At 72.1% G+C, this 14022-nt stretch carries 7 protein-coding genes; 4 read left to right on the top strand and 3 right to left on the bottom strand.

The annotated features are described in order from the left end of the window. Nucleotides 1-82: 82 nt before the first annotated feature. Nucleotides 83-2200 carry a chorismate-binding protein gene (locus ACSMXO_RS15595; protein WP_455418286.1) on the bottom strand — a complete coding sequence of 706 codons (2118 nt, stop codon included), beginning with the start codon at nucleotides 2198-2200 and terminating at the stop codon, nucleotides 83-85. A gap of 310 nt (nucleotides 2201-2510) precedes the next feature. Between ACSMXO_RS15595 and ACSMXO_RS15600 the strand changes: the two genes are divergently transcribed. The 3 genes from ACSMXO_RS15600 to ACSMXO_RS15610 all read left to right on the top strand — a co-directional run bounded on the left by ACSMXO_RS15600 (nucleotide 2511) and on the right by ACSMXO_RS15610 (nucleotide 7002). Beyond that, complete coding sequence (locus tag ACSMXO_RS15600) at nucleotides 2511-3923, top strand: FGGY family carbohydrate kinase (protein WP_346261880.1); 1413 nt, start codon at nucleotides 2511-2513, stop codon at nucleotides 3921-3923. A 215-nt stretch (nucleotides 3924-4138) separates the two neighbouring features. After that, nucleotides 4139-6583 (top strand): sensor histidine kinase, encoded by a 2445-nt coding sequence (locus ACSMXO_RS15605; RefSeq protein ID WP_455418287.1) that lies wholly within the window; start codon nucleotides 4139-4141, stop codon nucleotides 6581-6583. Further along, nucleotides 6580-7002 (top strand): roadblock/LC7 domain-containing protein, encoded by a 423-nt coding sequence (locus ACSMXO_RS15610; protein WP_130462551.1) that lies wholly within the window; start codon nucleotides 6580-6582, stop codon nucleotides 7000-7002. Before ACSMXO_RS15605 ends, ACSMXO_RS15610 begins: the two co-directional genes overlap by 4 nt. Nucleotides 7003-7043: 41 nt before the next feature. Here ACSMXO_RS15610 and ACSMXO_RS15615 read toward each other — a convergent pair whose 3' ends face one another. Further along, nucleotides 7044-8072 carry a phosphotransferase family protein gene (locus ACSMXO_RS15615; protein WP_346261882.1) on the bottom strand — a complete coding sequence of 343 codons (1029 nt, stop codon included), beginning with the start codon at nucleotides 8070-8072 and terminating at the stop codon, nucleotides 7044-7046. Nucleotides 8073-8220: 148 nt separating this feature from the next. Further along, complete coding sequence (locus ACSMXO_RS15620; protein WP_346261883.1) at nucleotides 8221-9717, bottom strand: GH1 family beta-glucosidase; 1497 nt, start codon at nucleotides 9715-9717, stop codon at nucleotides 8221-8223. Nucleotides 9718-10784: 1067 nt separating this feature from the next. On the opposite strand from ACSMXO_RS15620, the gene ACSMXO_RS15625 reads away from it, so the two are divergent. Further along, on the top strand, nucleotides 10785-13694 hold the full coding sequence (locus tag ACSMXO_RS15625; protein ID WP_455418288.1) for a glycoside hydrolase family 48 protein: 2910 nt from the start codon (nucleotides 10785-10787) through the stop codon (nucleotides 13692-13694). The last annotated feature ends 328 nt before the right edge of the window (nucleotides 13695-14022 follow it).

The following is a 14022-nucleotide window of genomic DNA, read 5'->3' on the forward strand; positions in this document are numbered from 1 at the left end:
GGCGACCCGGTGATCGGGATCAAGTGGACCGGCGGCCCGGGCGAGGGCTCTCAACCCGCCCGGACCACCGGCTTGGCAATGCCTACCCGGGATACCGGGATGTATGCGCCCCGCTCTCGCCCCGCCCCGCTCCCGGCGGCATCGCCGCCCCCGGCGCCGGTGCCCGGGAAGCCCCGGAGGCCGGGGCCGACCCGGCCGGGGTCGGGAGCAACCGGCCCACCACCTCGGTCAGCACTGCCATCCCGTCCCGGCTCAGCACCGACTCGGGATGGAACTGCACCCCGGCGTACGTCGGCCCGCGCAGCGCGTGCACCGCACCGTCGACCGGGTCCCGGGCCAACCGCACCGGCCCGTACGCCGTGTCCAGCCCGTCGGTGTCGGCCAGCGCGGTGTAGCTGGAGTAGAAGCCGACCCGCGCGACGGTGTCGAAGAGCGTGACGTCCCGGCACAGCCCCTGGTAGGGCGCGGTGCGCCGGTGCAGGGTCAGGCCGAGTCGGGCGGCCAGCATCTGGTGGCCGAGGCAGACGCCGAGGGTCGGTGACCCGCTGTCGAGCAGCCGGCCGACCAGGCGGCGCAGGGCGACCATCTTCGGGTCGGTCGGGTGCCCCGGGTCGCCCGGTCCGGGGCCCAGCACCGTCAGGTCGGCGCTGGCCGGATCGAATCCGCCCGGCTCGGCGACCCCGGCCCAGGGGCGTACCGCCACGGTCAGGCCGAGCGCCCGCAGTTGGTGCGCGAGCATGCCGGTGAAGGTGTCCTCCCCGTCGACCACCACCACCCGCCGGCCGTCGAACTCCGGTCGTACCGTGGCGCCCGGCGTCCGCTGCTCCAGCCAGAACGGGGCGAGCCCGGTGTTGCGGGCGGCCAGCGCGGCCCGTACCGCCGGGTCGTCGGCGAGCCGGACCTCCGCGGCCGGGGCCGGTTCGGCGGCCGGCGCGGACGCGACACCGACCACGCCGGTGCCGGTGCCGGTGGCGTCGCCGGCCCGGTCGCCGGACGCGGCGGGGTCGCTGGCCCGGTCGCCGGGGGCCGCCGGCTCCGGCCGCAACCCCAGCGCGGTCAGCACCCCGGCCGCCTTGGCGTGCGTCTCGGCCACCTCGGCGGCGGCGGTGGAGTGCCGCACCAGGGTCGCGCCGACCGGCACCCGCAGCTCGCCGGCCGGCGAGATCTCGGCGGTACGGATCAGGATCGGCGCGTCCAGGGTCTGCCGCCCGGCCTCGTCGAAGCCGAGCAGCGCCAGTACGCCCGCATAGTAGCCGCGGCCGCGCCGCTCGTGCCGGGCGATCACCCGGCAGGCGTTCTCCATCGGACTGCCGGTGACGGTCGGCGCGAACATCGTCTCCCGGAGCACCTCCCGGACGTCGCGCGAGCCGCGCCCGGCCAGCAGGTACTCGGTGTGCGTCAGGTGCGCCATCTCCTTGAGGTACGGCCCGATCACCTGGCCACCCTGCTCGGCCACGGTCGCCATCATCTTCAGTTCCTCGTCGAGCACCATGTACAGCTCGTCGATCTCCTTGGGGTCGGCGAGGAACCGCAGCAGCTCCTCCCGGTCCGCCGGCCGGCCCGGGTGGCGCAGCGTGCCGCTGATCGGGTTCATCATGACCAGGCCGTCCTCGACGCTGACGTGCCGTTCCGGCGAGGCGCCGACCAGGATCCGGCCGCCGGTGTGCACCAGGAACGTCCAGTACGCGCCCCGCTCCCCGGTGAGCAGCCGGCGCAGCGCGGCCAGCGCCGCCGGCAGCGGGGGACCGGCCAGGGTGCCGAGGTAGGAGCGGTGGATCACGAAGTTCGCCCCCTCGCCCCGGCCGATCTCGTCGCGCAGCACCCGAGCGACGATCTCCGCGTACTCCGGGTCGGCGATGTCGAAGCCGGCGTCGCGGACCGGTACCGGTACCTCGGGCAGGGCCGCCAGCGCGTCGGCCAGCGGGACCCGCTCGGGCTCGTCGAGCACCAGGCACTCCAGCGGGGCGCCGTCGTCGACACAGGCGAAGCCGCGCTCGGCGACCTGCCGGTACGGCACCACGGCGAGGGTGCGCGGGCCGGCCGGCCCGGCCGGCAGGGGGATGTCGGCGAGCGTGGCGACGGTGTGCGGCACACCGGTGAAGACCTCGAGGCCGGTGGCGCCGTCCCGGCGCAGCAGGGCGAACGGGCCGGGGTCGGCGCCGCTCGCGATGGTGCGGAGCAGGTGGTTGAGCAGGGTCATCGGTCGTCCCTCACAGCCGGGGGCCGTCCCGAGCGGTGGCCGGAGAGGCGTGGGGGAACCCTGGCGGCCGCCGCGTGGGGCGGCCGCGTGGAAGATTGCTACGCGCGGAGGTCGGCCGCCGGGATGGCGGGCCACCAGGAGTTGAGTCGCGCGAGCACGGCCCGAGTCTAGGGCAGCGCCGGCCGGGCCGGCACCCCCTTCGGCACACCTGTCCACCAGGTGGGCGACCCGGGCCGGCACGGGGCCCGTCCGGCCGGTACCGCGCGACCTTGCCCTGGTCGGCAGCGACGAACGGGTACGGTTTTCGTCGATGAGGATTCTCGCTCTCGACCTGGGTACGTCGTCGGTGCGCGGCCTGGTGCTGGACGCGGCCGCCCGGCCGCTGCCCGGTGCGCTGGCCCGGCGACCGGCCGAGGTCACGATCGGGGACGACGGTCGGGCCACCCTGGACGGGCCGGCCTACCTCGCCGCCCTGGTCGAGTGCCTCGACGAGCTGGCCGGGGCGGACCACCTCGACGGAGTGGAACTGGTCGTCGCCTCGGCGCAGTGGCACTCGGTGGTGCCGCTGAACGCCGCCGGCGATCCACTCGGCCCGGTGCTGACCTGGTTGGACACCCGCCCCACCCCACCGGCCGGGGCGGCCGGGCCGGTGGATCCGGACGACTACCACCGACGTACCGGCACCTGGTGGCACCGGTTCTACTGGTCGGTCCGGCTGCCCTGGCTGCGGGAGCGGTGCGGCGACGACAAGATCCGCTTTGTCGGCCTGATCGAGTACGTCTTCGGCACGCTGCTGGACGAGGCGGTCATGTCGGTCTCCCAGGCCTCCGGCACCGGCCTGCTCGACCTGCGCACCCTGGACTGGGACACCGAGGCGTGCGAGCTGGCCCGGGTACGCCCGGGAGAGCTGCCGACGCTGGCTCCGCTGGCCTGGCACGGCCGGCTCCGGCCCGGGTACGCCCGGCGCTGGCCGGCGCTCCGGGCCGCCCGCTGGGCCCCGCCGAGCGGCGACGGTGCCGCCTCCAACGTGGGCTCCGGCTGCTACGACAGCCGGCGCGCGGCGGTCACCGTCGGCACCTCGGCGGCGGTCCGGCTGGTCCAGCCCGCCCCGGCGGGTGGCGAGCTGCCGCCGTTGCCCGAGGAGCTGTGGCGCTACCGGGTGGACCACGAGCACGTGGTGACCGGTACCGCCTTCTCCGGCGGCGGCAACCTCTACGCCTGGGTCCGGCGGGAGATGAAGCTGCCGGAGGGGGCGGACCTCGACAGGGCCCTGGCCCGGGTGCCGCCCGGCGACGGCGTACCGGCCGATCCCCAGCTGGGCGGCGACCGTCCACCCGGGCTCGCCCCGGCCGGCTCCGGCGCGCTGTCCGGGCTCGGCTTCAACACCACCGCGGTGGACATCCTGGCCGGACTGATGGACGCACTCTGTCGCCAGGTGGCGGTAGGGGTCACGGCGATCGAGTCCACCCTGGATAACTCGGTCCAGGTCGTCCTCGGTGGCGGGGCCGTCGCCGCGTCCGGGTGGTGGCGGCGTTCCTTCTCGGTCGCGCTGGCCCCCCGGGAGGTACACCACGTCCGGAATCCGGAGATCGGTGCGGTCGGCGCCGCTCTGGTGGCGATCGGTCGGCTCGACGGCGCGTCCGGCCTTGAGCGCATCGTCCGGACGGATGAGCACGAGTCGGCGACAGCGACAAGATCTGATCACCCGCAGTATCCTTCGTGAGCTGTACCGCCCCCCTGATCATTGACAGCAGGTCCGGGCCTGAATTGAAATAGCTCCGCTCCTTGGCGCGCCCCGCATCGAGGACGGTAGGAGGCATGGTGGCTGTTGCCCCGGACCCGTCACACGGCGCCGTCTCGCGTCACCGCCGGCGCCGTCTCGACGTCCGGGTGGTGCCACATCGCCGCAGGTCCCCCTTTCGGTTGCGGGACTGGCGGATGCGTACCAAGCTGGGCGCCGTCCTCGTGGTCCCGTCGGTCGCGTTCCTGGTGCTCGCCGGAGCGCAGACCAGCGCGTTGGTGAGCCAGGCGGAGCTGCTCGACGAGTTCGCCGACCAGGTGGCGGTCGGCCGCGAGATCACGACGCTGGTGCACGAGTTGCAGCGCGAGCGGGACCAGACCGCCGGCGAGCTGGCCGCGCTGAACACCGGCTCGGCGCCGCCGGTCGAGCCCGGCCGCCCGCTGCCGGCGCTGGAGTCGGTCTACCCGGTCGCCGACCGCGCGCTCGACCGGTTCCGAGCGGCGGCGTCGCCGCTGGCCCGGGGTGAGGCGTCCTGGCGGATCTCCTTCGACCGGGTCGACGACGCACTCGACCGGCTGCCGGAGGTGCGGGCCTCGGTGCCGGCGGCCGGCTCCAACCCCGACCCGGTGCTGGCCGAGTACGACCGGACCATCGAGGTGCTGCTGGTGCTGCTGGCCGAGCCCTCGCCCGGCGCGGACCGTGCCGACCTGACCGACGCGGTGCTGCGGTACGTCGAGTTCGCCCAGGTCAAGGAGATCAACTCGCGGATCCGCGGGCAGCTCTACGCCGCCGCCCGGGCCGGCCGGTACGACCAGACCGACCTGGTCACGCTGACCGACCTGCGGGCACAGCAGCTCACCGGCCTCGCCGGCTTCCGGCTCTCGGCCACCGACCGGCAGATCGAGCGGTACGACCAGGTCTCGACCGATCCGAACTTCGTGGCCGCGGTCCGGATGGAGGAGACCACCTTCTCCGCCGGTGGGCGCACCGCCGCGGTGCTCGAACCGGGCCGCTGGTGGACGATCAGCCAGCAGCGCCAGGAGCTGCTCCGGCAGGTCGAGGCGGGTGCGGTCGACGACGCGGTGGCGCTGGCGGACTCCCGCAGCGCCGAGCAGTTGCGCCGGACGCTGCTCACCGCGGTCGGCGTGCTGGGTGTACTGCTGGCCGCCCTGTTCACCTCGATCGCGATCGGCCGCTCCGTTGCCCGGTCGCTGCGGATGCTGCGCGGCCAGGCGTTGCGGGTCGCCCAGGTCGAGCTGCCGGAGACCCTGGAACGGCTGCGTACGGTCGATCCGGTCGCCGCCGAGTTCGAGGTGCCGCCGGCCGACGTCCGGTCGATGGACGAGATCGGCGAGGTGGCCGAGGCCTTCGTGGCGGTGCACCGCAGCGCGGTGACGGTGGCGCTGGAGCAGGCGGTGATGCGCCGACACGTCAACGCCATGTTCGTCAACCTGGCCCGACGCAGCCAGGTGCTGGTCGAGCGGCAGTTGGAGCTGCTGGACGAGCTGGAGCAGGACGAGAGCGACCCGGACCAGCTCGACAACCTGTTCAAGCTGGACCATCTCGCCGCCCGCATGCGCCGTAACGACGACAGCCTGCTGGTGCTGGCCGGCACCGAGGCGACCCGGCGGTGGAACCGTCCGGTACTGCTCGGCACGGTGATGCTGGCCGCGGTCGCCGAGATCGAGCAGTACCAGCGGATCCGGCACGACGTCGCCGACGAGCTGTACGTCGTCGGGCACGCCGTCGCCGACCTGGTGCACCTGCTCGCCGAGCTGCTGGAGAACGCCTCGTCGTTCTCCCGCCCGGACACCGTCGTGCAGGTCGACGCCGCCGGGCAACCGGACGGCAGCGTCCGGGTGGAGATCGTCGACCAGGGTCTCGGCATGAGCCCGACCGCGCTGGAGCGGGCCAACCAGGTGCTCGCGGTACCGCCGGCCGCGGACGTCGCGGCATCGGAGCGGATGGGTCTGTTCGTGGTCAGCCACCTGGCCGCCCGGCAGGGCGTCCGGGTCTGGTTGCGGACCACCGGCCAGGGCGGCCTGGTGGCGGCGGTCGTGCTGCCGGCCAGCCTGCTCGCCCCGGCTCCGCCGGCGGATCCGGCCGGCGGCCCGGGACGGCGGATGCTCGAACTCGTCGCGGGTGCGGCGGCCGGCTCGAACGGCACGCGTCCGCCGGCCACGGGCGAGGGCGGCGCCGACGGCGGCCAGCTCCGCCGGACGGGCCGCCGGGAGACACCGACCCGGGCCGAGGACGTGCTCGGGATGGCCGCCGGTGCCGGTTCCGCGCCGTCCAGCACCTGGTGGTCCCGGCAGGGCAGGGGGAGCACGCCGCCGCCGACCAACGCCGCCGGCGCGGCGCCGACCGGAGCGCTGGCCACCGGGAACGCCCCGCCGGCGGTACCGGTGACCGGCGGGACCAACGCCAACGGGCTGCCGATCCGGGTGCCGATGGCCCAACTGCGGGCGAAGAACGAGCCGGCCCGATCCAGGCCGCCGGTCCAGCGCGAGGCGCCGGATCCGGAGCAGGTGGGCGGCATGTTGTCCCGGTACTACGGTGGTCTCCGGCGGGCCGAGGCGGAGGACACGATGGTGATACCCATGGCGCCGGCCGGCGCGCGCACCGAAGAGGAGAAGTATTGAGCACGCTCAGTCAAGAGGCACGGGATCTGAACTGGCTGGTGAGCGGGTTCACGGAACGGGTACCCGGGGTGGCGCACGCCATCGTGGTCTCCGCCGACGGACTGCTGGTGGCGGTCTCCGAGCACCTGCCCCGGGACCACGCCGACAAGCTCGCCGCGGTCACCTCCGGGTTGTCCAGCATCACCACCGGGGCCGCGGAGATGTTCGACGGCGACATCGTCAAGCAGACGGTGGTCGAGATGGGTCGGGGCTACTTCCTGGTCATGCAGATCCGGGACGGTTCGATCCTGGCCACCCTCGCCGCCAACGACGCCGATATCGGCGTGGTGGGGTACGAGATGGCGAAGCTGGCCAAGGCGGCCGGTGAGATGCTGACACCGGCGCTGCGGGCCGAACTCCAGCAGGCGCTGCCCCGCTGACCGGCCGCGTCCGGTCGCCGGGGCGACGGTGTGGTGTCGTCTCAGGCCCGCCGGACCTGGCCCAGCCGGCCGAGCTGCGCGTCGAGCTGCCCGGCGAGCCATCGTTCGTACTCGGCGCGTTCCGGGCCGTCCCAGCCCCGGGTGGCGCCTTCGATGCACATGATGAGATAGAGATAGATCGTGTAGAGGGTGAGCCGGCGGCGGGACGTCGTGGTCAGTTCGAGCCGACCGTGTCCGGCGGAGGCGTAGCCGGCGAGGATCTCCGGTTCGTCGTCCAGTTCGCGGAAGAGCGTCATCGAGACCAGTTCGGCCAGCGGGTCGCCGAAGAAGGCCCGTTCGCCGTCGATCAGGCCGGTCACCCGGACGGTGCCGGCAGGATCGGCGGCGACGAAGACGTTGCCGTCCCAGAGGTCGAAGTGCACCAGGGCGGGGCGGCGTACCTCGTCGAGGACGTCGGCGTGCCGGCGCAGCAGGTCGCCGATCCGGTCCGGCGGGGCGGGTAGCGTGCTGCCCAGCCGGAGGGCGTCGGCGAGGATGTCGTCGACCATCGCGCCGAAGGCGGCCCGCCAGGACGGCTGCCAGCTACGGCTGCCGCGGAGCGGATAGCCGTACGCCGGACCGGTGACGGTGTGCAGCCGGGCCGCGTGCGCGGCGATCTCACCGCGTACGGTGGCGAGCTGCGCCGGGGTCAGGTCGTCCCGGCTGCGGTGCAGGTCCGTTCCGGCCACCCGGCTGAGGAAGACGAAGTCGGTGCCGATCAGGTCCCGGTTGAAGTCGGCGTAGACGACCTCGGGTACGGCGGTCACCACCCGGGCGGCCCGGCGGTAGAAGTCGACCTCGGTGCGCATCAGGTCGACCTCGTGGCTGAGCAGCTTCAGCTCGGGTGGCGGGGCGACCTTGAGTACCAGTTCGGTGGTCTCGCCGAGGGTGACGGCGTAGGCCGCGTTGTAGGTGCCGCCGGTCAGTTCCCGCCAGTCGGTGATCCCGGTCCGGTCGCCGAAGCCGCGCCGGACCAGCGACCGGAGTTCGGCCTCGGTGACGTGCCTCCTGGTCGAGCTCTCGTTCTCCATGCGACCCCCTCGGCGGTACGGTCGGGCGGCGGTGCTCACCCGGGTGAACCTCGTCGACCTGGACCGCGCCGCGTCCCGCACCCGCGGCGCCGCCGGACCGCGAGGGGTTGACGAGAGTCCGGTGCTGGCCGGTCGGCCGGCTCGGGGGTCACACGGTGTTGTCGGCGATCACCCGCCGGTACCAGTGCGCGCTGCGCTTGGGGATCCGGCGTTGGGTGGGGAAGTCAATATAGATCAATCCCCATCGCTGTTCATAGCCCTCGTTCCACTCGAAGTTGTCCATCAGCGACCAGACGTGGTAGCTCTCCAGCGGCACGCCGTCGGCGATGGCCCGGTGCGCGGCCGCCAGGTGGTCGCGGAGGAAGGCGATCCGGCCGATGTCGTCCACCGTGCCGTCCCCGGCGAGCAGATCCGGGGTGGGCAGCCCGTTCTCGGTGACGGTGAGCGGCACGTCGCCGTAGTCCCGGGTCACCCGGGTCAGGATGTCGTACATCCCGTCGGGGAAGATCTGCTGCCAGCTCGCCTCCGAGGTCGACCACTTGCGGACCATGCCGCCGTCAGCGGTGACGTAGATCGGCGTGTAGTACTGCACGGCGAGCAGGTCCACCGGAGACGAGATGATCGCCAGGTCGCCGTCCCGGATTCCCCGGACCATCCGGCTGGCCGGGCCCAGGTCGGCCAGCACGTCGGCCGGATAGGCGCCCTTGAAGATGGAGTCCAGGTAGAGCCGGTTCTCGTAACCGTCGTAGAGCCGGGTCGCCTCGGCGACCCCGGGGGCGTCGTCGGCCGGGTAGCAGGGGTGCAGGTTCAGCGCGGGGCCGATCCGGCTGTCGCTGCCGGTGGCGCGCAGCGCGCGTACCGCTAGGCCGTGCGCGAGTTGCAGGTGGTGCGCGACCAGGTAGGCCGCGTCCGGCTCGCGCAGCCCGGGGGCGTGGTGACCCTGGAGGTAGCCGTTCTGCACCACCGTCTTGGGCTCGTTGATGGTCAGCCAGACCGGCACGCTGGGGCCGAGCGCCTCGAAGATCGCCTCGGCGTAGTCGGCGAAGCGGTACGCGACGTCCCGGGACTCCCAGCCGCCGATGTCCTGCAGCGACTGCGGCAGGTCCCAGTGGAAGAGCGTGGCCATCGGGGCGATGCCCCGGTCGTGCAGGCCGTCGACCAGCCGCCGGTAGAAGTCGAGGCCGCGCTGGTTGGGGGCGCCGGTGCCGTCGGCCTGGATGCGTGGCCAGGAGATGGAGAACCGGTACGTCCGCAGCCCGAGTTCCTTCATCAGGTCCAGGTCCTCGACGTACCGGTGGTAGTGGTCGGCGGCGACGTCGCCGGTGTCCCCACCCCGGACCCGTCCCGGGGTGTGGCTGAAGGTGTCCCAGACGGACTCGCCCCGCCCGTCGTCCTTGGCCGCCCCCTCGATCTGGTACGCCGAGGTGGCCGCGCCCCACCCGAAGCCGTCCGGAAAGCGGAGTCCGAGCTGCGCGTCCGGCGCCGTACGTCGCTCGTCGTCGGCCTCGGGGTCGGCGTCGCAACCGGCCAGCGTCGCGCCGGCGGCGGCTGCCGCCGCGGTGCTGGTCGACAGGCGGCCGGCCGGCACGGCACTGGCGGACAACGCGGCGCGGCGCAGCAGATGCCGCCGAGTCAGTACGGACATGCTGTCTCCTCGTGAGTGGGGCCCTCCGCACCACGCCCGGGAGCGCTCCCATACAAGAGCGTAGCGATCTACCGGGCGATTGCGTATGGGATGTTCGGATGGCAATGGCGGGTCTGGGCCTCGTCCATTGCCCGTCCCCACGTGCACCATGACCACGGCGACCGTTCGTCGCGTCGCGACGAGGCCGGTCGCCGTTCGAGGTGCCGATGACGCAGCCGATCGACCGGTTCGGCGTCGAGACGCTGTACCGATGACCGATTTTCCCGTCGTTGGCGGGGGGTTAGTGTGGGGACGGGGAGGGCAACCCCCGTCCCCAGCGTGAGTTACAAACACGCACGAACGGAATTGGCGTCCAGGTCGTGCGTGCCGCGCGGGAGCCGGGCCACGCGAGTGGCTCTGGTTCCACCTCCTTCCGACGGTGGTGAGCTGGCTGACGGCGGAGTCCGGGCTGGCCCGCCCTCAGCCCTGTGGCTGAGCGGTCGGCGGCTACGTACCATTGCCGTAGCTCGCCCAACGGGGAGCGATCGATCCGGGGACCGGGTCCTCGCAGCCTCCGTGGTGGTGCGATCCAAGCTACTTACATCTTCATCAATGGAAGCGCTCCCATCGACGTTGGTTGGACTGTAGCCCGCGTCACGGGTTTGTGAAAGACCCAAAATAAGATCGAAACATCAGGCCAACGTCGACGAAACTCCGTTGTGCTGCCTCGATCGACTCTATGCCCAGGTCAGCGGGCTTATCCGAGCGTCTGTAGTGGAGTCGCGCCGGACTCCACTTGCTGCGGGAGCGCTCCCATGCCACACTGTCGAACTATCGCGGCAGGGAGCCACAAGCCGACGCGATCATGGGCCGCCAGGGCATCCGAGTCTCTCGGTAACGGCGCCCCCGCACAGCTCGGAGCCGCCACGTCCGGCGTCTCCTCCGGCGTCCGCCGACCCCGGTCCGGGACGGGTTGCCCACCACCATTCCGGCGCCTACCCACCCACGCGCATCGCCCCCGCACCACGCGCAGGAGGCGCCCCAGCCGCGGCAGCACCGCGGCCCGGTCCGCGAGGAGAAGTCACGACATGAAGTTGAGGTTAGGAAGACGCCGACTGGCGATGGCCGCCGCCGGCATATTGGTGGTCGGAGGTGTTGCCGTCGTCCCCGGCACCGCCTACGCGGCCCCCGGCTGCGACGTCACCTACACCGCCAACAGCTGGGGCTCCGGATTCAGCGCGTCCGTCACCATCCGGAACGTCGGCGATCCGATGACCAGCTGGAGCCTCGGGTTCACCTTCCCGGGCAACCAGCGGATCACCCAGGGCTGGTCGGCGAACTGGACCCAGTCCGGCGCCAACGTGACCGCGACGAACGTGGCCTGGAACGGCAACCTGGGCACCGGCGCCTCGACCAGCATCGGGTTCAACGGCTCCTACTCGGGGACCAACGCCAACCCGACCGCGTTCACCATCAACGGCAACCCGTGCAACGGCGCCCAGAACACCGCGCCGACCGTTGACATCACCAGCCCGGCCAACGGCGCGACCTTCACCGCACCGGCCGACGTCACCGTCTCGGCCAGCGCGAGCGACGCCGAGGGGCCGGTCGAGCGGGTCGAGTTCTACCGCAACGGCCTGCTGGTCGGCACCGACACCAGCGCGCCGTACAGCTACACCAACAGCGCGCTGCCGGCCGGGTCGTACACCGCACAGGCCAGGGCGTACGACAGCGCCGGGCTGAGCGGCATCGACGAGGTGGCCTTCACCGTCGGCGGCACGACCCAGCCGAGCGTGGTGGTCCCGGCGACGCTCTCGGTGCCCGAGGGCGGCAACGCCGCGCTGAACGTCAAGCTCAGCGCCGCGCCGACCAGCAACGTCACCGTCAACCTGGCCAAGACCGGCGACGCGGACGTTACGCTCGGCGCCAGCACCGCGACGATCACCCCGCAGAACTGGAACACCGGCGTCAACGTCCCGGTCAACGCCGCGCAGGACGCCGACGACACCAACGACACGGCGACCGTCACCGCCAGCGCCAGCGGGCGTACCCCCGGCACCACCCAGGTGACCGTCACCGACGACGAGGGCGGCGGACCGGCCGGCGAGTACGGCGAGGAGTTCCTGGAGCTCTACAACAAGATCAAGGCGCCGGCGAGCGGCTACTTCAGTCCCGAGGGCGTGCCGTACCACTCCGTGGAGACGCTGCTGGTCGAGGCCCCGGACCACGGTCACGAGACCACCTCCGAGGCGTTCAGCTACTGGCTCTTCCTGGAGGCCATGTACGGCCGGACCACCGGTGAGTGGGGACCGTTCAACGAGGCCTGGGAGGTCATGGACCGGTACATCATCCCGTCCGAGACCCAGTCGAACTACAACGCCAGCGACCCGGCGGACTACGCCCCGGAGGCGAACCGGCCGGACCTCTACCCGCAGCAGGGCGGCAAGCTCGACTCCAGCGTCCGGGTGGGTCAGGACCCGCTCGCCGCCGAGCTCCAGTCCACCTACAACAGCGGCCGGGTGTACGGCATGCACTGGCTGCTCGACGTGGACAACGTCTACGGCTACGGCAAGTGCGGCGACGGCACCACCAAGCCGGCGTACATCAACACCTACCAGCGCGGCCCGCAGGAGTCGGTCTTCGAGACCGTTCCGCACCCCTCCTGCGAGACGTTCCGGCACGGCGGCCCGAACGGCTACCTGCCGATCTTCATCGGTGACTCGTCCTACGCCCAGCAGTGGCGCTACACCAACGCTCCCGACGCCGACGCCCGCGCCGTCCAGGCCGCGTACTGGGCGCTGAAGTGGGCCAAGGAGCAGGGTGCCGAGGGTCAGATCTCGGCCACCATCGCCAACGCCGCCAAGATGGGTGACTACCTGCGCTACGCGATGTACGACAAGTACTTCAAGCAGCCCGGGTGCGCCTCGCCGTCCTGCGCGGCCGGCACCGGCAAGAACAGCTCCGCATACCTGCTCTCCTGGTACTACGCCTGGGGCGGCTCGCAGGGTGGCAGCAGCAGTTGGTCGTGGCGGATCGGCTCCAGCCACAACCACGGCGGCTACCAGAACCCGTTCGCCGCGTACGCCCTCTCCACGGTGTCCGAGCTGACCCCGCGGTCGCCGACCGCGCGGACCGACTGGGCCACCAGCCTCACCCGGCAGATCGACTTCTACACCTGGCTCCAGTCGGCCGACGGCGCGATCGCCGGTGGCGCGACCAACAGCTGGAACGGCGACTACAGCGCCCGCCCGGCCGGCGTGCCGACCTTCTACGGCATGGTGTACGACGTCAAGCCGGTCTACCACGACCCGCCGTCGAACCAGTGGTTCGGCTTCCAGGCGTGGAGCATGGAGCGGGTCGCGGAGTACTACCACGAGAGTGGTGACGCCCGGGCCAAGGCGCTGCTCGACAAGTGGGTCAACTGGGCGCTGGACAACACCACGGTGAACGGTGCGGACTACCAGATCCCGTCGACGCTGAGCTGGAGCGGCCAGCCGGGTGGCAACTGGACCGCCGGCACCACCTCGGTGAACAACAGCAACCTGCGGGTCTCGGTGGTCGACCACACCCAGGACGTCGGCGTCGCGGGTGCCTACGCACGTACGCTGATCTACTACGGTGCGAAGGCCAACCACACCGAGGCCAAGGAGACCGCGAAGGCCCTGCTCGACGCCGTCCTGCAGCACAAGGACGACAAGGGCGTCGCGGTGCCGGAGACGAAGGCGGACTACAACCGCTTCGACGACACCTACAACTCCAGTACCGGCCAGGGTCTCTACATCCCGTCCGGCTTCACCGGCACCATGCCGAACGGTGACCCGATCAACTCCAACTCCACGTTCCTGAGCATCCGCTCGTTCCTCGAGGACGACCCGGACTGGGACAAGGTGGAGTCGTACCTGAACGGCGGCCCGGTGCCGACCTTCACGTACCACCGCTTCTGGGCGCAGATCGACGTGGCGATGGCGCTGCACGACTACGACCGGCTGATCGGCTGATCCCGGTCACCAGACGGGCCTGATTCCCACGGTCAGGCCAACCGTGGCGGGCCCGGCCGGATTGGCCAACGCAGCGATCCGGCCGGCCCGCCACTCCCGTTCCACTCCGGACAGCACGGGGCGACCACCACCGCCCGCCGGGCGGGCGGCACCAACCGGTGCCGCCCGCCCGGCCTCGTTCTCCGGGGCCGGGACCACTTCCTCCGGCCGTTGCCATGGCGAAGAGTTTCGTGCCGGGACGTGACTAAGACACTGAGTTTCCAGTCAGTCCGGGGTGCCCCTTACGGCAAGACGGAGTATCCTGACCTGAGTGGGAGGGGCCGCTTCC

This window comes from Plantactinospora sp. DSM 117369, from assembly GCF_053764795.1.

Excerpts from the sequence above, each read along its gene's own strand:
- ACSMXO_RS15595 (WP_455418286.1), bottom strand. The coding sequence starts at position 2,200 with ATGACCCTGCTCAACCACCTGCTCCGCACCATCGCGAGCGGCGCCGAC.
- ACSMXO_RS15600 (WP_346261880.1), top strand. The coding sequence starts at position 2,511 with ATGAGGATTCTCGCTCTCGACCTGGGTACGTCGTCGGTGCGCGGCCTG.
- ACSMXO_RS15605 (WP_455418287.1), top strand. The coding sequence starts at position 4,139 with ATGCGTACCAAGCTGGGCGCCGTCCTCGTGGTCCCGTCGGTCGCGTTC.
- ACSMXO_RS15615 (WP_346261882.1), bottom strand. The coding sequence starts at position 8,072 with ATGGAGAACGAGAGCTCGACCAGGAGGCACGTCACCGAGGCCGAACTC.
- ACSMXO_RS15620 (WP_346261883.1), bottom strand. The coding sequence starts at position 9,717 with ATGTCCGTACTGACTCGGCGGCATCTGCTGCGCCGCGCCGCGTTGTCC.
- ACSMXO_RS15625 (WP_455418288.1), top strand. The coding sequence starts at position 10,785 with ATGAAGTTGAGGTTAGGAAGACGCCGACTGGCGATGGCCGCCGCCGGC.